12 protein-coding genes and 1 pseudogene are annotated in these 19,435 nt (G+C 48.5%); 4 read left to right on the forward strand and 9 right to left on the reverse strand.

Annotation, left to right across the window (positions count from 1 at the left end; translation table 11 throughout):
• Positions 1 to 12: 12 nt before the first annotated feature.
• The 3 genes from C7Y71_RS05885 to C7Y71_RS05895 form a co-directional block, all read right to left on the reverse strand.
• Positions 13 to 3,408, reverse strand: a complete 3,396-nt coding sequence (locus tag C7Y71_RS05885; RefSeq protein WP_146739484.1) for a hypothetical protein — start codon at positions 3,406 to 3,408, stop codon at positions 13 to 15.
• Positions 3,409 to 3,810: 402 nt separating this feature from the next.
• Entirely contained in the window at positions 3,811 to 5,973 is a 2,163-nt protein-coding gene (locus C7Y71_RS05890; RefSeq protein ID WP_111899196.1) for a S9 family peptidase, read from the reverse strand.
• Between the two features lie 246 nt (positions 5,974 to 6,219).
• Positions 6,220 to 7,725 carry a THUMP domain-containing class I SAM-dependent RNA methyltransferase gene (locus tag C7Y71_RS05895; protein WP_111899195.1) on the reverse strand — a complete coding sequence of 502 codons (1,506 nt, stop codon included), beginning with the start codon at positions 7,723 to 7,725 and terminating at the stop codon, positions 6,220 to 6,222.
• Positions 7,726 to 7,997: 272 nt separating this feature from the next.
• Here C7Y71_RS05895 and C7Y71_RS05900 point away from each other — a divergent pair, with 272 nt between their 5' ends.
• Complete coding sequence (locus C7Y71_RS05900) at positions 7,998 to 9,548, forward strand: serine/threonine protein kinase (protein WP_193215853.1); 1,551 nt, start codon at positions 7,998 to 8,000, stop codon at positions 9,546 to 9,548.
• A 94-nt stretch (positions 9,549 to 9,642) separates the two neighbouring features.
• Here C7Y71_RS05900 and C7Y71_RS05905 read toward each other — a convergent pair whose 3' ends face one another.
• Together C7Y71_RS05905 and C7Y71_RS05910 are read right to left on the reverse strand one after the other, a co-directional pair.
• Entirely contained in the window at positions 9,643 to 10,773 is a 1,131-nt protein-coding gene (locus C7Y71_RS05905; RefSeq protein WP_111899193.1) for an ATP-binding protein, read from the reverse strand.
• Positions 10,774 to 10,910: 137 nt separating this feature from the next.
• Entirely contained in the window at positions 10,911 to 11,549 is a 639-nt protein-coding gene (locus C7Y71_RS05910; protein WP_111899192.1) for a hypothetical protein, read from the reverse strand.
• A gap of 148 nt (positions 11,550 to 11,697) precedes the next feature.
• Between C7Y71_RS05910 and C7Y71_RS05915 the strand changes: the two are divergent.
• The 3 genes and pseudogenes from C7Y71_RS05915 to C7Y71_RS05925 all read left to right on the forward strand — a co-directional run.
• A pseudogene (locus tag C7Y71_RS05915) lies at positions 11,698 to 11,889 on the forward strand (helix-turn-helix transcriptional regulator); the annotation flags it as partial.
• Between the two features lie 135 nt (positions 11,890 to 12,024).
• On the forward strand, positions 12,025 to 13,533 hold the full coding sequence (locus tag C7Y71_RS05920) for a thioredoxin family protein (protein WP_151908888.1): 1,509 nt from the start codon (positions 12,025 to 12,027) through the stop codon (positions 13,531 to 13,533).
• Between the two features lie 28 nt (positions 13,534 to 13,561).
• Positions 13,562 to 14,725, forward strand: a complete 1,164-nt coding sequence (locus C7Y71_RS05925; protein ID WP_111899191.1) for a retropepsin-like aspartic protease — start codon at positions 13,562 to 13,564, stop codon at positions 14,723 to 14,725.
• Positions 14,726 to 14,807: 82 nt separating this feature from the next.
• On the opposite strand, the gene C7Y71_RS05930 is transcribed toward C7Y71_RS05925, so the two are convergent.
• The 4 genes from C7Y71_RS05930 to C7Y71_RS05945 all read right to left on the reverse strand — a co-directional run bounded on the left by C7Y71_RS05930 (position 14,808) and on the right by C7Y71_RS05945 (position 19,412).
• Positions 14,808 to 15,530, reverse strand: a complete 723-nt coding sequence (locus tag C7Y71_RS05930; protein ID WP_111899190.1) for a hypothetical protein — start codon at positions 15,528 to 15,530, stop codon at positions 14,808 to 14,810.
• A gap of 598 nt (positions 15,531 to 16,128) precedes the next feature.
• Entirely contained in the window at positions 16,129 to 16,650 is a 522-nt protein-coding gene (locus C7Y71_RS05935) for an NUDIX hydrolase (RefSeq protein WP_111899189.1), read from the reverse strand.
• 11 nt (positions 16,651 to 16,661) lie between these two features.
• The gene (locus tag C7Y71_RS05940) at positions 16,662 to 17,936 is read right to left on the reverse strand and encodes a M16 family metallopeptidase (RefSeq protein ID WP_111899188.1); all 1,275 of its coding nucleotides are present in this window, start codon (positions 17,934 to 17,936) and stop codon (positions 16,662 to 16,664) included.
• 12 nt (positions 17,937 to 17,948) lie between these two features.
• On the reverse strand, positions 17,949 to 19,412 hold the full coding sequence (locus C7Y71_RS05945; protein WP_111899187.1) for a lipopolysaccharide biosynthesis protein: 1,464 nt from the start codon (positions 19,410 to 19,412) through the stop codon (positions 17,949 to 17,951).
• Positions 19,413 to 19,435 lie beyond the last annotated feature (23 nt).

Consider the following 19,435-nt stretch of genomic DNA (forward strand, 5'->3'; position numbering starts at 1 on the left):
TGTATTATAGGGTTAATAGACCACTTTCTTTCCGTTGATGATATAGATACCACCCTTCTGAGGCTGTGCCACACGGCGACCCTGGAGGTCATAGATGGCAGAAGGGGTTGCGGAAGGCGCAACGTTCGTAGCTCCAATACCTGTGATGGATGGATTGCCGTTATCAAAGTCGAGGCTGAAGCCGCGCACGTTGTTTGCTATGCTCTCGTCCACAACGAACCATGCACGGAATGGCAGCAGGCGGCGTTCTTCGGTCGGATAGACGAGTTTGTCGCCGGTTGTGAGGAAGAGTTGTGTCTTGTCGTAGGCGCTTACCCATGGGAACATGTATGTGCCCTTGAAGGTTACAGCCCCGTAGCCGGCACTTTGTGCCGTTACTTCTGCGGGTTGTGCCGCGTTGACGGTTACGCCTTTGAAGACAGGGTCGGTAATGTCCGTTCCGCTTGTCCACTTGATGATGTAGGGCTTGCCTGCCGCTATGGCTGTCGTGTCCTTGAACGTCAGGTGCAACGTACCTGTTGCAGGGTCGAGACCGTTTATGCCGTCAGTGTCGAGTTCCATGATTGTCGCACCTTCGAGCGGAGTGCCCGTGAGGTCGTCAATGGCGAATGGCAGGCAGAGCGTGTTCCACTCGCCGTCCTTGTAGAACGTGCGGCCATCTATGATTACGTCGCGCTGCTCGCCGTCTGCTGCGGCAATATAGCCTGCGTTGTCGAAATTGACCATCTTGTCATAAAGCGTGAGTGTGAGACCGACTGGCGCGATGTACACCGCCTTGGCGGGCATGGTCAGTTCGTAGTAGTCTTCACCGTAGTCATCGTCATGACCAGCCACAGCGAGCGATGTGCCGTTGGCGGTGTAGTTGATACCGCCGTAGAGCACGAAGCGCAGTGTTTCGCCTGCACCCACATAGTAGTAGTTGTTCGTGCCGTCATCGTAGTATGTACCGATGATGTTGTCCGAAGCGTCAGGGATAGGTGAGAAATAGATAGCATCGCTGGTGCTGATGGGCCAGCCGCGCATGGCTTGTCCCACCACGTCAGCATTGTTGACACCGCTGTACTTGCAGGCACCGATGTAGTAACAGTTTGTGATAATACCTGACTGGGATTTACCGTTCAGACCTACTATACCGCCGATGTTGCCCGTGCCGCTGACCTGTTTCATCAGGCAGTCGGAAACACTGTGTTGTACGACAGAACGGCCGGCTTGGTTCAGACCCACGATGCCGCCCACGATGTTGCCCGTGCCGCCCACCTTCATATTGCCGAAGTTAGCACCCGAAGTGTTTGCACCATTGCTACCCACGATGCCACCAATTTTACTGTTCGTGGCAGCAGATGCTGAGATGGTGCCGAAGAATGTGCCTTGAACATCGCCGGCAAGGTTATTACCCACGATGCCGCCCAACGTGACAGCATTAGTCACATCGTTATAACCCAGCGTGCCGCTGAACTCGCAGCCCGAAACCGAACCTTGATTCTCACTGACAAAGCCACCTGCTCTGGTACCGCGCAAGGAAACACCGCTACCGGCGCGGCAACCCGACACTTCACCGAAGTTTGTGCCTGCAATGCCTCCTATGCGGGCATCACCCCTGGTGCTCGAGAAGGAACTGTTCTCAAGATACACATTGCGCACTGCACCTTCATTCCCTACATAGCCGAAGAGGGCGGCATGTCTTACATCACCACTGATGTTCACGCCCGTAAAGACACTTGTAGTATAGTTGGTAAAGACACCGCTGAAACCGCCGGTCGGTGTGAAAGTCTTGCCCGAGTAGTCCAGTGTAGCCATCTGCTCAAAATACACACCTTTCTGGTCGTAGCCTTTGTGGGTCAGAGCGGATAGCGCATCGAAGTCGTCGGTGGTGTAGATGAGGTAAGGCTCTGCCATTGTGCCTTTGCCCTGCCAAGGCATGGCGATGACGAAGGCGGTGTCGATGCGTCCGCCGTAGTCATTTATGCCCCAAATGGTGAAGGGGTAGCGTCCGCAGTCCTTGTAGCCCTCTGCAGGAATGTTGGTGATGAAGTCAGTGCCTTCCTTGAGGTATTTCGCGCCACGGCTGTCCCAGATAGTAATCGTTGGACGCACGTTCTCTCCGGTAAAGGCGAGGGGGGTCTGCGTGGACAGCGTGAAAGTGCGCAAGGTGATGTTGGAGGCGATGGTTGAATAGATCTCGACGTTCTTAGCGGGCATGGTGAACGCCCATGTGCCGTGGTCAGTTAAAAGCAGCGTGTACTTCTCATTGTCTGCTGTGAACGCCACGAACTGCCACATCTTGTCTGCGGCAGTGTTGCCGAAGGTATGCAGTTCGGAGAACTCCACGGAGTCTCCCGCTACGAAGTAATCGTTGCCGCCAAAGGTAAAGTAGGGCGAAGTGATGTACGTTCCTCCATCGTACGAACTTGGAAATTTGCAGGAGTAAATGTGCTTCACGGCGTAGCCCTCGTCGGTGCCTTGCGTCGAACCATTCACGCCCATCGCGCCGATGGTGCAGTTGTCGCCCACAGCATTGCCTGTAAATACCAAAGTGGCTCTATTATATCCTACAACTCCTCCTACATCAGTACTTCCCGTTACGGAGGCTAAGTTGACATTGTTCCTTAGATATACATTGCTACTACTACTACCTACATATCCAGCCCTTCCCACTATGCCGCCTATGGCCTGGTAGCCCGACACAAATCCTGAATTTACGCAATCTTCAATCCATCCTATCGGTAAACAGCCGGCTATACCTCCTACAGCATACGAATTATTATAATTATCTTTTATTGTGGCTGCGTTGGTGCAACTTTTTACCTCACATAAATCGCCAAGTCCCACAATGCCACCGATGCATTCAATATTCGCTGGACCTTTCGTCTCGATTGTAACACCGCTCTCTACATGACAATTATGAACATAAGCCTTAGAAATCTTTGTTCCTAACGCCTTGCCTGCAATTCCTCCTACATTTGCTTGCCCTTTGATGGAACTCGTGCCGCCAAGCGTCAGGTTTTTGACCACTCCACCATTGCCTAAGATACCAAACAAGCCGATAGCTGAAGTTCGCCCACTGGCACCGATAGTCACGTTGCTAATGGTATGTCCATTTCCGTCGAAATTGCCTCGGAAAGCATATATCCATCCTTCTTCGTTGTTTTCTTCATAACCTATCACATGATACGTCTTTCCCGAGTAGTCGAGGTCGGCGTCCAGGCGGAAGAAAACTTCCTTGTAGTCGTTTCCGCCATTCACATTGTTGGCGAGTTCCGTCATGTGGTCGGTGGTGGAGATGATGTACGGACTGTACTGTGTACCGCTTCCACCTCCGAACTGCGCCCATGCCGCCGAGGGCAGAGCCGCCGCGAGCACTGTCAGTAAGAATGCCTGCATGAGGTTGTAAAGTCTTGTTTTGTTCATAATTGTTATATTTTTATCGTTTTCTTCAGTTTTATAGAGCAACGGCACGCCTGCATCCCCTTGTCGTAGGAATTGCAGGCGTGCCGTGATGTATGACTTAGCGGTGGTCTGTCGCAAGGCTCCTGCGTGGGCGTCTCTCTCATATATGGGGAGGGATGGAGACGCGGGCGTCTTGTGTGATCATCGGAAAGACGATTTGTCTGCAAATTTACATATTATTATTGAAAAAGAAAAGAAAAATATGGAAAAGAATTATTGGTGTCCGATAAAAGTTTTATGGACTTAGTCATAAGCCTTTCTATATGGGTGTTTTATGGGTAGGGTAATCTATGGGGCTTTCTGCCCGTTTACCGTGCGCCAATAAAAAAAGCAGGTCTGTGAGCCTGCTTTTTGTCGCTATGTTCAGCGAATGGGTTTGAGGTAGTCCTCAAAGTATCGCGTGATACGTTCGTGCAGGTGTACCCTGTCTGTGCCTAAGACGTTGTGTCCGTGTCCCGGGTAGGCGAAGAAGTCGGGATGTGTACCGGCATCTACACATGCCTTGAGGAACGACAGTGTGTGTTGTGGCACACAGGTGGGGTCGTTGTAGCCGATGATGATTTGCAGGCGGCCTTTGAGTTGGTCTGCCTTGTTCAGGAGTGAGGTCTCTGCATAGCCTTCGGGGTTTTCATCCGGTGTGTCCATATAGCGCTCGCCATACATCACCTCGTAGTATTTCCAGTCGATGACAGGTCCGCCGGCAACACCCACCTTGAACACGTCGGGGTAGTTGCACATGAGGCTCGTGGTCATGAACCCTCCGAACGACCAGCCGTGTACGCCGATGCGCTCGCCGTCCACGTAGGGCAGGCTCTTGAGGAATTCCACACCTTTCATCTGGTCTTTCATCTCGTTCTGTCCGAGGTGGCGGAAGGTAACGTTCTCGAACTCCAGTCCTCTGTCGGCAGATCCGCGGTTGTCCATCACGAAGACCACATAGCCCAGTTGCGCCATATAGATTTCCCATCCGCCAGCCGAGTAATTGCGGGCATCTTCCACCATTTGTGCATGCGGTCCGCCATAAACGTAGATGACGACTGGGTATTTCTTCGCGGGGTCGAAGTTGGTGGGTTTGATGAGGCGATAGTAGAGATCAGTAGTGCCGTCGGCGGCTTTGAGAGTGCCTCCCGTGATTTCAGGCACATCGTAGTCCTTCCAGGGGTCGTCGGCGGTGAGGAGGTTCACAGTCTTCTGCTTGGAAGTGTTCACGAGGTCGGTTTTGCTTACAACTTTCGGTGAACTCCATCTGTCGAAGAGGTATTTGCCGTTGGCAGAGAGTTGTGCGCGATGTGTGCCGCTACCGCTGTCGAGCAGTGTGCGTTTGCCGTTCTTCACGTTCACGCTGTAGTAACTCTCGCCGATGGTGCTTGCCTCGTTGCTCTTGATGATGACGCTCTTCTCGCTTTCGTTGAACCCTGTGAGTTCCAGCACCACGAAGTTGCCCGAAGTGAGTTGGCGCTCAAGACCATTCTCCACGTCGAAGAGGTAGAGGTGGTTATAGCCGTCGCGCTGGCTCTGGAGAATGAACTTGTTGCTGTCCCATGGCAGGAACGTGATGGGTGTGAGCGGTTCCACATATTTTGGGTGGGTCTCGGTGTAGTGCACTTTGAGGCGTGCGCCGGTCGTGGCATCGTACGACACGAGTTCCATCTTGTCCTGTGAGCGTGGACTTTCCACCATGTAGATGGTCTTTTCGTCGGGTGCCCAGGCAATGTTTGAGAAATAGCGGTCGGTAGGGTCGCCCGCCTGCAGATATACCGTTTCGCGTGTCGCTACGTCATACACACCTACGGTTACCTTATGGCTTGTCTGTCCAGCCATGGGGTACTTGTCGGGGTCGAGTTCTGCCGGTGTCTTGTCGATGTTCACCTGCGGATAGTCTGCCACCATGCTTTGGTCCATGCGGTAGAAGGCGAGCCGGTTGCCTTTTGGGCTCCAGAACGTACCTTTCGAGATGCCGAACTCATCGCGGTGAACACTCTTGCCGTATTGCAACTCACGCGAGCCGTCGGTGCTCACTTGCAGTTCCTCGCCATCTGCCGTGCGGACGAAGAGGTTCCAGTTGCGCACGAAAGCCGTGTTTCTGGACGTTTTTTCCATTTCCTCGTCGGAAGCGCCTTCGAGACGGCTGGTACGCCACACCACTTCTTTCTTCTCCCAATCGTAAACCACGTTGCCCTTGCTCGTCGGCAGCATGGCTTGCGTCTTGTCGGGATAGGGAAATGTGGCGAGCATCAGGTTGCCCACTCGTTCGTCGGTCAGTGCAGAGTTCACTTCGCCGGCGGTGAAGAGCGTCTGCGGTTCGATGGTCTCTCCTTTCTGATTGCTGATGACGCTTGCTTTGTCCACTTCTGTCTTCACCAGCAAGTCGCCCCACCATGCAGCATACATGTATTGAGGGTATAGGTTCCAAAAGTTGGAGCCGCCGGGAACGAGGTCGTCGAGTGTGAATTGTTTCTTTTGTTGTGCCATAGCGGGAATGGTCGTGAGCAGCAGTGCTGCTACCATGATTTTTATCAGTTTCATGTCCGTATGTTTGTGTATGTCAGATTTTCTTGAACGTACCTATATGAAGTTATCGAAGTTAACGGCTTTGCCTCTTTTCTTTGAAGTTAGCGAAGTTATTGAAGTTATCGCTTCGCTCGAAGTTAACGACGTTACCTAATGCTGATGCCTTTATGTATTGTATTATTTATCGGTCTAAAGTAGCGTCGCTAACTTCGCTAACTTCTTTAACTACGATAACTTCAGAAAGTAGAGTTGTTTTTTTTGTTAGTCCCCGTCATAGTCTTTCCGGCGTCCACCGGTAAATTTCCGTCCTCCGCCTTTATGTCCGGCTCCTCCTTTGCCAAACGGCTTGTTGCGCCGTTCTCTCTTTTCACCGCTGAAACCACCGGCGCGCTCGTCTTTCTGCTTTTCCTCGTGGCGGGCACGCCCTCTGCGGAAGCGTTCGAAGTCGTTGTGCCGGTTGCGCAGTTTTAGGAAGTCGGGGTTAGCATCCACAAAGTCCTGGTCAACGTAGTCGCGCCCTTCGTCTTCAAAGCGTTGCTTGAACGATTCTCTGTTCTGACGGAAACGCTTCTTTTCTGCCATCTTTTCACGTTCCTCGGCAGTCTTCACATCGCCGCCTTTTGCACGGAAGTCGTTGAACTTGCCTTCGAACATTTGGTATTTCCGGAATTCGCAGTCGAGTTTGCCGTTGAAGAGTGGAATCTTTATGCTCGGTTTCAGACCTATCTGGTCGAAGCATTCCTCACGGCTGCTGATGATCCACGCCTCGCCGCCTCCGAACTCGTGTTTCAGGCGTTCGCCGATGATCTTGTACAAACCGAGAGTGTCCTGCGACACGAGGCGCTCGCCGTAGGGCGGATTGGTGATGATGACTGCCTTCTCCTCAGGCTTCACAAACTTCCTGAAGTCGCGTTGCTGCAATTCGATGATGTCTGCCACTCCGGCGCTCTTGCAGTTCTTTGCAGCCACTTCAAGATTGGGGTTGTTGATGTCGTAGCCGTAGAGTTTGTGCTGGAATTCCCGCTCGTTGCTGTCGTCGTTGTAGATGTTCTGAAGCAATTCGGGGTCGAAGTCCTTCCAGTTTTCAAAAGCGAACTTTTTGCGGAAGATGCCCGGATAGATGTTGCGTGCCATCAGGGCAGCCTCAATAAGTATGGTGCCCGACCCGCAGAAAGGATCGATAAGGTCGCAGTCGTATTGCCAGCCGCTGAGTTTGATGAGCGCCGCAGCCAGCACCTCGTTGATGGGTGCTTCCACTGTTGCTACACGATATCCGCGTTGGTGCAGGCTCTCACCGCTGGCATCGAGCGAGAGGGAGCAGTCGTTGTCGGTGATGTGGATGTTGAGGCGCAGTTCGGGGTTCGAAATGCTGATGTTGGGCCGTTTTCCTGTTTTCTCGCGGAAATAGTCCACTATGGCATCCTTCACCTTGTATGCCACAAACTTAGAATGACGGAACTCGTTGCTGTTTACCACGCTGTCAACGGAGAACGACGTGGTGAGGTCCATAATGTCGCTCCATTCCACCTTACGCACGGCATCGTACACATCGTCGGCTGTCTTTGCATTGAAGTGGAGGATGGGTTTAAGAACACGCACAGCCGTGCGCAAGCAGAAATTCGCACGGTAGAGCATCTCTTTGTCGCCTGTGAATGTGACCATGCGGTGGCCCTTGCTGATGTTTTCCGCACCGAGTTCCTCGAGTTCTCCAGCCAACACATCCTCTATGCCTTGGAATGTCTTGGCTATGATTTCAAATTTTTCCATTTCTTGTAGTAGTGGCAATGGCTGCCCAAAGTGGTTATTTCAAATGATTTGCAAAGATACGACGTAGTTCAAGAAACGGCAAATAACAAGATGAGTTTTATTTTTTTTTATAAAAAAACAATATGTTTTGCAGGAAACGCTTAACTTTGCGAGAGAAAGAAAAAGGTTGTCTAATAAAAGCCTGGCGCAGGTGCATGAGAGTTTGCTGATTCAGCATATACAGACCCTCCGATGCAAATGTCGCCGGGAATGCAATGAAAAAACAGAAGACTATGGCTAAATCAGCGAATTTCAATGTAGAAGAAATGCTGCCCCTTGGCACGGAAATCAATCATGGTAAATACCGTATCGACAGTTACCTGTCGCAAAGCCGTTATTCCAATACATACATAGCCACACGCCTCGACGAAACGAAGGAAAAAGTGGTGATAAAGGAATTTTATGTCAGTGGCATTACCGGCAGGGCAGGCAACAATATAACTGTGGGAGTGTATGACGCGAAGTATCAGGATTATTTTCAGTATCAGCGCGAGCGCTTCAAGATAGGTGCGGGCAGGATAAAGAGTCTGGCAAATCCTGCCATCGTCAAGATTCTGGACTGTTTTGAGGACGAGGGCACCGCCTATTATGTGATGCGCATGATAGAAGGCGAAACGCTGTCGAAGAGGATGAAGCGTCTTGGCAAGCCTTTCTCCGTGAATGCCATGAGCCGTTATCTCGACTCCCTGTCAACAGCATTGGAAGACATACATGGCCACAAACTGGTGCATCTGAACATCAATCCCGACAACGTCATCATCGACGGTTCAGACCATGCCGTACTGATAGGCTTCAATCCGGGGCGAGACATAAGTAACGAACTGACTCCCGGTCAGATACCCGAAGAACTCCCCAAAAACGACAATGGCTCTTATTCGCCTTTGGAACAAATCAATGGCGACAATGAGAAAATAGGTGCCAAGACCGATATTTACGGCCTCGGCATGTTGCTCTACAACTGCCTCACCGGTAAGGTACCTCCTACGGCAGACGAAATAGCCGACCCCAACGCCATGAAATACGATGAGCGCGTTACGCCACAGATGCAGCACCTTATCGCCAGAATGACCAATCCCAACTGGGAGAATCGCATGGCAAGCATAGAGGATGTGCTGAGATACCTCGGCACGGAAATTACTTATACCGGAGGTGGCAATGACAACGGTGGTTCGCGCAGAGGGGCACAGATAGTCTTCATCCTTTTCGTTTTGGCAGTTCTGGGTGCCATTGTGTTCGGCATCGTGCGCATGTGCTCTTCAGATTCAGATGAAGATAACATTGTTATCATGGACGGTGGCACACCGGAACAGGTGCACGACATACAGAAAAATGCTGAAGAGAAAAAGGATACCGTGGATGCTAATAAAACCGAAGCAGGGCAAAAGGAAGAAGTGAAAAAAGAGGAAGAAAAACCCGCACCTGAAGCCACAGAGCAGAAGACGGAGGAGGCGAAGCAACCTGAACAGCAACCCGCTCCTGCGCTTTCAGGCGAAACGGAATACCTCAAGAAGAACGACGTATGGTCATCTTCAACAAATGCCAACAGCAAATCGCTCGTATCAGCCATACAGAAGGGCGAAGCCGACGGCATACTCAACCATCCTTATTCTAAACTCAACGACAAGACCCGTCAGAACGGCTATTGGCTGCAAATCGTGGACAGGGTGAAGGAGATGAAGGCACAAGGACGCGATGCCGAACTCAAAGCCGCACTTCAGTCGGTATATAAAGACCCCCTGAACCTGAGAGAAGTCAACGACAAACTCGCACGCATGAAAAAATAGAATTCTGCGTAACGACGTAACAATAAGAAAAACAAATAAGTGCCGCAACGAGTAATCCGTGCGGCACTTATTTGCATCCATGTGCTTTTTGATGTTAGATAAACTCCAAGTAATTATCCTTGTTTACCACATGATATTCTGCGTGCGGATATGCTTTTTGAAAAACTGTCGGGATAGCAGGCTTCTTGTTACCCCATTTGAATTCCAATGCTGTCAAACTATCTGAACTCTCTTCTATAAGGTCTATCTCCTGTTTGTCATAAGTGCGCCAGAAATAAAACTCTTTATGTAGCCCCTTATTGAAATTCTCTTTGCGTCGCTCTCCGATGATATAATTTTCCCACAATGCCCCGACATCCTGCCTGACAGCTATTGGTGAAAAAGATCCGATGATAGCATTGCGAATGCCGTTATCGTAGAAGTACCACTTTCCGGCTTTTGTCACTTCCTTACGAAGGTTGCGCGAGTAAGCACCCAGACGATAGATGACAAAGACTTTCTCCAGAAGATTCAAGTACTTTTCGGCTGTTGTTTTACTCATGCCAAGTTGTTTGCCTAACTCTTCGTATGAAACTTCGCTACCCATCTGAAATGCAATTAGTCGTAGCAAATCGCGCATCTTATTTGAGTTTTTCAGGCCGTCTATTGCCAATATGTCCTTTAGCAGATAAGCGTTGACAATGTCGCGCAGATAGTCAATCTTATTTTCATAATTATCCATCATTACCACTTCCGGATAAGAACCATAGATTAGTCGGTCCTCTATGTTCTGGCGGGTTTCAAAAGCGCTTTCAGTTTGTGCAATTTCCTCTTGCGAGAATGGGGTAAGAATAAATTGAGTGCTACGACCAACCAATGGTTCACCGGTCATGTTAAGTAAATCGAATGAAGAAGAACCGCTTGCCAGCACACATATACCTGGTATTTCATCAACAATCAACTTCAAAATACTGCCGATATATGGAATATTCTGTGCTTCATCGATAGCAAGCAAGTCAATACCGTTTAGTAAATGGCGATAATTGGCTATCGAGCGTTTTTCCAACAATGCCAATGTATCGTAATCTTCGCCGTTGAGCATCATCGTCCGACCGGGAAAATCGTTCACAATTTTACGCATCATTACCGTCTTTCCTACGCGTCGTGCGCCAAAAACCAACACAGCCTTATTGGGAGTGATTCGCGCTGTTATTCTCTCTTGAAGTGTTCTTTTGATTGTTCTCATAAACTTGACAGATTCTGAGGCAAAGATAAAAACATATTTTGAAATGGCGAAATTTACGCAAAAAACGTACTGACAAGTGGCGATTTTTACGATTTTACAGTCCAGATTATTCCAAATGAGTGTCGAAACTATCAGGTTCAGAAACCCATCCAAATGGCATATTCATACCATCCTTGCTGATTCTTACCTTGCGGAGTAAGTTGATAAAGAAGAGAGGAAACACGCTCGTCGCTTTTTTCGCCCCATAGGTCATCCTCAGATATGCTGTGTATTCCACCATTTTTGATAGGTTTACCTGTGACGTAAAATACATTTGGTTCGCCGCCCTGTATTTGTAGCAGACCATAATCAAGTGCTTCGGTCATAAAACTTTTATAATCTTCTTCATCCGAGAAGTATATTCCTGCACCAGTGTCAGTACATGCTGAAAATTCTAAGACACAAGCATGCTTTCTTATCTTCTCAAATTTGCTTATCCCATTTGTATCCCTTTCACACTCCAAGTAGTTTGCGTTTCGACCATAAACTATACTGATTTCGTCTGGATACACATTACCATCATCATTGTTACTATAATCTCCATCGTAGTAACTATAATTTAGAAGAGTAAGACCCGCAGCATCAGCTATTGCTTTAGGTGGTAGTTCTTCATTTTCTTGAATCTGTTGTAGTAGTGTTAGCAGAGTGTGAAATGTAGGTTTATTGTCGGTCTGCGCCGTTACGCAGCTTGATAGCGGCACGCAGGTGGTAAGGAAAATGAATATTATTCTTCTCATATTTAGTGTATTTTATAATGGATATTTATTATCAGCAGAACCTAATAAAGGTTATTGCCTACAAAAGTATAAAAAAAGCACACTGTAGAAAGTTTGCAGATATTTGGAACGCCCCACCTTTCTGGTATTATGAATATATGTCAGTATTTGGTATTATTGCGAATTGCTTCGCGACCGCCGTAAGGAGAAGAAGATGACACAACAACAGCTGGCAGATGCCGTAGGAGTGAAGCGTTCTTATATCGCCCGTGTAGAAAAAGGAGAAACGGATGTGCAACTGAGTAGTTTCCTGCGAATTGCCATGGTGTTGGGTATACAGTTGGTGCCCGTTCTGCGTTAGAGATTGTATAGGGGATGTTTTGGAAACTGCGTGAAAATACCCTTTTGCTAAAAAAACTAAAAATCGGATGAAAGCGGCAACTTTTGTGTAACTTTGCGCACTTTTGTAATAAAAACGAACGGAAAATATTCAAGTATGAAAAGACTACTTACTTTAGTTTTTGCACTTCTTGCCGCATTAGGCATAGCAGTGCCCGAAGCCTCTGCACAGCAGGGACCGAGCACTTACGAATGGGCTGAGCCCTATCGTAAGGAAGTAAAGATGAATTACGTTTATTCCTTAGAGGATGCCTTGAAATTGGCAAAAAAATCGAAGAAACCCATCTTTGTGAATTGCTTTGAGGACTGGGCTGTGCCCTGCCATCTGGCTAACCACTATTTCTTCAGCAACGAGGAGTTGTGCAAATGGATGGACGAAAACTTTGTTTGCCTATGGCTCAACACGCGGGCATCCGAAAATTTTCCCTTCCGCGAAAAGTATAAAGTGAGTGCAATGAGTTGCTACATCGTACTGGACCGCTTCGGCGAGGTGATACAGATGTACCGTGGTTTCAACAATTTGCCTACTGATTCCGCAAAAATGCCCGAGGCGTTCATGAACAATATGAAACTCGCGCTCAACGAAGAAACTTCCCTACGTGGTACGGCGAAGAAATATAACGCCGGCGACCACTCCAAGGAGATGACCTTCAAGTATCTTAAGGCGATAGAAGCAGCAGGAGAGGATAGTCTGATCAATGTGATGAGACCGGTATATTTTGAGATGCTCACGCCCGAAGAATATGCCCTGGAGGAGAACTGGACCACCGTGCGCCATTATGCACGCGACATCAATTCGCCCGTTTTCAAATATATCACGGAAAACCGCGAGGCGTTCGACAAGAATATAGGCCAGAAACGTGTGGACGACGTCCTCGCCTCAGGCTTTGTCAGCGAACTCATGCCCTACGTCATGGGTGAGAAGGCCTACGACAGCAAGCATGTGCTGGATATCTATCTCGCCATGAACAAGGCAGACATAGCAGATGACAATGACTGCTTCGTGATTTACGACATCGTAAAGACGCATGGTGAGCACAAATATGCCGAAACCATCGAAAGCCTGAAAAAACTCGACCTACGCAATAAGCCGATAATCGACATGTCGCTCAAATTCCCCGACCAGACACCTGAGGAAACAAAAATGCTCACCGAATACTTCAAGGCACGTCAGATGGAGTATGGCAGTGAGAGGAGTTCATACTTCCGTGCTTATCGCGACATGGTGGAAAACCTCAACCGCGTAGGTGGAATCAAGTTTGAGACAGGTACCCTCGAGACAGTCCTTGCCAAGGCGAAAGCCGAAGGGAAAATGGTGTTCGTGGACTGCTACACCACATGGTGCGGTCCGTGCAAGATGCTCGCCAAACAGACATTTACAGACGCCACGGTGGGCGACTACTATAACGAACGCTTCGTATCCATTCAAATCGACATGGAGCGCGGCGAAGGTCCCGAACTGGCAAAGCGCTTTGGTGTGGCAGCATATCCCACATTGGTTTATCTCAACAGCGACGGCACAGTCATCGCAAAGCAAGAAGGTTTCAGACGACCTGCCGAATTCCTTGCAGCAACAAAGAAAGCGTTGGAGGAGGCAGGTAAATAATCGGTAGTAAACTATTATTCAGACTAACATGAAGCGCAAATTATTGATGCTCTGCGCTGCATTGGCAGCCCTGTTACCTGCAAAGGCTTTTTATATGGAGACCTCTTACGGCATGGAAAACGGCAAGATGGTCGTAACAGCCGCCGTAAATGGGGTGCGGGGCAAGTTTATTGTCGATACCGGTGCGCCCTGTTGCCTATCTGCCAATTTTGCAAAAAAATGCGGCATACCCGCAGAAAGCGGCATACCTCAGCAGTCGTACGACTCGAATGGCAACATCGTGATGTCACATGTGGTGCAGGTAAGGTCATTTGCTTTAGGCGGTGTGGACTTCCAGCAGTTGCAAGCCATGAGAATGGCTCCGAACAGCGTCATAGACCAGTTTGGCATAGATGGCATAGTGGGCTACAACCTTCTCAAGCAAGGCAAGGCGAAATTCGATGGTCGCAACCGTCGCTTCATAATGTCGGATGATGATGAGAAACTCGGTATCGACTATAATTGTGGTGTCGTCATGGTGCCCGACCATTTTCTGGCACTTATCCCCGTGAGGATGGGTGTGCAGACCGACACCGTGATGTTCGACACGGGGGCGGAGAGCCTATATGAGATGTGCACCAAGACCTACGACAGGGTGCGCAGCGCAACGGCAGACATCAACCTTCTCGCCACAGGCAAGGGCACACTTTCGATGGGTGCAGCAGGAATGGAGGACGCATCGGTAAAGTACAGGCTCAAGATGCCGGAATTCAACATAGGTAACAGTGCTTTCGCCAATGTTACTACTATTACTACTGATGCCCACGACTCCCGTATTGGCAGCGAATTGCTCAAATTTGGCGACGTCATCATAGACTACGCTGAAGGCATCTTCTATTTCCAGCCTTACGAGCAGGAGAAAGTGCCCGATTGCTATCAGCCTGACTGGAACGTCGTGCCTGTCGTGATGGGCAACAAGGTGGTGGCAGGAATGGTGTGGGAAGTGCCGCAGAAAGGGCTTAACACCATGCCGCAGCCTGACATAGTGGCAGGCGACCAGATTGTAGCCATTGGCGACACACGTTGCGAAACAGTCGATATGCGCATGGCTACGACAACAAATCTTTTCAACATGAATCCCTACGGCACTAAGATTACGTACCGCAGTTCAAAAACGGGAAAAGAGGAAACAATGACGATAAAGATGCAGTAATGAATAGATACTTTATATATAGAGATTGCCCACAATGCCGATATGAATTGGCATTGTGGGCTTTATTATGGGTTATTTTGTTTTACTGAACATAGCCACTACCAAGACACACACCACAATTTTTCCTATGGTGGGAGTGTGCAGACATAGTTCTGTTGCATGTAGAGCAATATCTGTCATTCCCCCTTCCTGTGTAGTCTGGTTGCCAAATAATCTCATCCATCCCTTTTCCACTTCCCCCGCAGCTTGGACATTGACGCCTGCCGCTAGAACTTGAGGAACTTGAATTTGAATTGTTATAATTTATGCCGCCATTATTTAAGGGCATATTCATTTGAGCTGCAAAGTAATTACTTATGTTGTTGAAAAGTTTTCTGTCATTTTGATAGAATTCGCCACGTTTAACTCGTGAAAGATATTCTCTAGCATTAAACCCCCAAGCTACTGCATTTTCATATTTCGAAATAATTATTTCTTTATTCGTTTCGCGGGAAAAGTTGTCAAGATTGGACCAATTTATCGCCAACATTATTTCAGAAGTCAATCCATATAAAAAGCTTATTTCGCCACTTTTAATTCCTTGCGCCAAAAGATCTAATTCGGCTTTTCTTGCTGCGTCATTAGCTGCTCTATAATCCCCTTTTGCAATATAAGACTTAATGTTAATTTTAGCACCCATGAGTTGCCCTTGATTATAAGCATCTTGGTAGGCATTTGGGTTTGCAAAAGGGTTAAAGGGATTAATCCATTGGGCATTAAGGCTTAAAGCCTCAAAAAGCATCAGAAAAATGAATATTTTTTTCATGATTTATATTTTTTTGCCTCACACAGCACCGAAATGAGATTTTGTTATTAAATGAATGAAGCGTGGTGCTGATATGCTTCACTCTGATGGAGGTCGTGAGAATAACCTTGTAGAAAGTAAAACAATAATAGCCCACGCTTTATGCGCGAACCATTATACTCACTTGTCTACTTAGGAAGTTTCTCACGTTTCCATCACAAGACGAGCATAACGCTTCGTTGTTATAATCACTGATTGAGTATTACTCAATCGTGGCACAAAAATACATATTTTTTATAAAAAATGCAAATTGGATTTTTTATTGGTAAAAAAAGGAGACAGAGAAAAAAGTCTCATTAGAGGTATGTGAATACAAATTGTGCGACTTTTTGAATGCGAAAGAATTTACACAGCATTGTCTTTGATGTTTAACGCTCATTATTAAAAACGTTTGTAAGTTGACTTCGTCCATTCGTATTTCGCGTTTCAAAAACAATAGTCTTTCACGTTCTAAATTATAAAAAGTAAGTCCCTCATGTCATCAACATAAATACTCAAAGCAACTATATAAACGGGTTTGCCGTTGTTTTCTAAGAATTTACCAGATACCAATAGATAATTATGAAACGAACTCCCTGAGGAAACGCTCCACGCTGCGGCTGATGCTGGGCAGCCCGAATTGCTCGGGACGTATGTCGCCGATGGGCACCCATCGGAGTTCTGCCACGTCATCGTGCGCTTCGGGTGTATCACCTTCAATCCTGCACAGGAACATGGCGTCAACGGTATGAACGTTAAACCCGGAGAAAGGATAGACGTTGTGCGAAGAAAAGAGATAGCGCAATATCTTGGCCTGACAACCCGTTTCTTCCTTTATCTCTCGCAGACAGCTCTCTTCGAGTGTTTCGTTCGGATCGACGAAGCCGCCCGGCAGGTCGAGTGTGCCCTTTGCAGGTTCCAGCGCACGGCGGCAAACGAGCAGTTCTTCCTTGTCGTTCAGAATGAATGCCGCGGTGGAGGCTGAGGCGTTGTGATACAGTGTGAAACCACAGTCGGCGCAGCGTTTTGAGCGGAAGTCGTTTACGGCGAAATGCTGGCTGCCGCAGTGTGGGCAGTAGTTGAAATGGTCGAGGAAGTGCATGAGTTCCGTGGCTATTTGTATATCAGGGTTGAAAGGCGTTCGGGATTGAAAATATCATTGGCTATGCGCTGCAGGTCGGCTGGTGTTACATCGTCGTAGAGGGCGCATACTTCTTCGATGTTTCGGAAGATGCCGTATTTGGCGTAGAGGCGTCCCATGGAGACGGCATGGTTCTCAAAATGGTCGCGTGCTATTCGCAGTTGACGCACGAGTTGCTGCCTGGCAGTGCGGAGTTGGTTTTCGGTGATGGGTGCTTCGATGAATCTGTCCATCTCGCGGCGTATGAGTCTTTGACAGCGTTTTATATCCTTTTGGTCGCAACCGAAATAAACCGACCACACACCCGCGTCGGGATAGAATCCGATGTAGGCATCGACGCTATATACCAGCCCTGCCTTTTCCCGCAGTCGGACGTTGAAGCGGGAATTGGGGGCAGGACCGCCGATGATGTTGTTGAGCAATGTCAGCGCATGGCAATCCTTATCGTTGCCGCCTATGGTGCGACAGCCCATGAGCACATGTGCCTGATGCGTTTGTTTATCTGTCTCGCGTGTCCAGCCTTTCTCTGTGGAGATGGGGAGGGCTTTGGGAATGGTTGTTACGATTTGCTGTGGTGTAACAGGGAAATCGCTTGCGGGTAGCAGGCTCTCCAGTGTTTTCACCATTCGTGCGAAGTTGAGGTCGCCAAAGGCATAGAACACACAGTTGCGAGGATGATAATAGGCATCGGCATAGCGGTGGGCATCAGCCGTGGTGTATTGCTTGAGCCTTTCTGCCTTGCCCAGAATGTCGCGCCCGAGAGGATGATTGGGAAAAATCAGTGTCTCAAACTCGTCGAAGATAAGGTCGGACGGGGTGTCGAGATAACTGTCTATCTCATCGCAGATCACTTCCTTTTCGCGGTCAAGTTCTGCCTGTGGGTAGGTGCTGTGGAAAACGATGTCGGTCAGAATGTCGGCTACATGATGGAAGTCGCTTTTCAGCGCCGTGGCATAATACACAGTCTCCTGTTTTGTGGTGAAAGCGCTCAAATCGCCGCCACGCCGCTCCAGGAAGCCGTTGATTTGGTAGGCCTTGCGGCTCGTAGTACCTTTGAACGTTGTATGCTCTATGAAATGCGCCATGCCCGAATCGGCAGCATCTTCATGACGGGTACCTGCCCCAACAACGATGCCACAATAGACCACCTCCGTATTGGCTGGCTCATAAATGATGCGCAAGCCACAAGGGAGAGTCGCTTCATAGTAATCGGGGCGGCTTGTCTTTAATTGCTGTCCTTTTGTCATGACGCTAATTCGTTATTTCTTAAATTTCTTGCCAATTACGGGCAGTTTTTCTAACCCAATGTCATGATAGAGCAAATGTCCTATGAAGAGCAGTATCAGAACGGTGTTGATACCGATGCGACATGCAGCGGGCCATTCGTCCGGTAGAAGCGCCATGACAACATAAAGTAAGGCTGCAACACCCACGTAGATACCTATGCTCTTCAATGGGTAGTTGATGGGGTAATACTTCTGACCAAACACATAACTCAGCACCATTGCCGTGCCGTAGCCGGCCACACCAGCCCATGCGCACGCCATATAGCCGTAGTATGGGATGAAAAGAATGTTGGTTATGATAAGCACAGCGCAACCTGCACCACTAAAGTAGGCACCCCAGATGGTGCGGTCGGTCAGTTTGTACCAAAACGAAAGATTGAAATAGATGCCCATCATAATTTCGGCAACCATGACGATGGGCACCACCTTCAGCCCTTGCCAATAGTCGGGTGCGATGATATATTTCAGGATGTCCATATATCCCATCACGAGCAGGAAAGCGAGAAGCGTGAAGATGACAAAGTATTTCATCGCTTTGGCGTATGTCTCGCGGTTGTCCTTGTCGCGCGACTTGCCGAACACAAAAGGCTCATAGGCATAGCGGAAGGCCTGTGTAATCATCGCCATAATCATGGCTATCTTGAAGCAGGCACCATAGATACCGAGTTGCTCCTTGCCGAGGTCGCCCGTAACGATGCGTGGGAAGATGATTTTGTCCGCAGTCTGATTCAGTATGCCGGCTATGCCGAGAATAAGTATGGGCCAGGCATAGCGCCACATCTTCTTCATCAGCGCCTTGTCGAACACCCACCTGAAGCCTGTCAGTTCCTTGTGAAAGAACAAAACGGAAACAGCAGAACAGAAGAGGTTGATGCCGAAAACATAGCCCACGTCAATGCGGAAATTATCGATGAAATGGGGCAAAACTATGAAATAACCCAGATTGAGTATGATGTTCAGGAAAATGAAAATCAACTTTAGTGCAGCGAACTTGATGGGTTTCTTTTGATAGCGCAAATAGGCGAAAGGAATGCAAAGGAATGCATCTATCGCTACACAAATGACCATCATATAGACGTAGGACGGGTGGTCGGCATAGTCGAGGAAATTGCTGATAGGACTGATGAAAAGTAGTATGAGTGCCACAAAACAGATTCCCACACTGCCCACGGCTATCAACGAAGTAGAATAGACGCGCATGGGGTCGTGCTCGCCTTTGTTTACGAAACGGAAAAAGGTGGTTTCCATGCCAAAAGTGAGCAGAACCAGCAGTAGTGCCACATAACTGTATATTTCCGTAATGACACCATAGCCGCCGCTCTCTGCACTGATCTTTGCGGTGTAGAGCGGCACGAGCAGGTAGTTCAGGAAACGGCCTACGATGCTGCTCAGCCCATAAATGGCGGTATCTTTTGCAAGTGATTTTAGATTTGCCATAATGATAATGATTTGTTTGTAGT

It is taken from the genome of Pseudoprevotella muciniphila, from assembly GCF_003265305.2.
In the GTDB taxonomy this organism is placed as follows: Bacteria; Bacteroidota; Bacteroidia; order Bacteroidales; family Bacteroidaceae; genus Alloprevotella; species Alloprevotella muciniphila.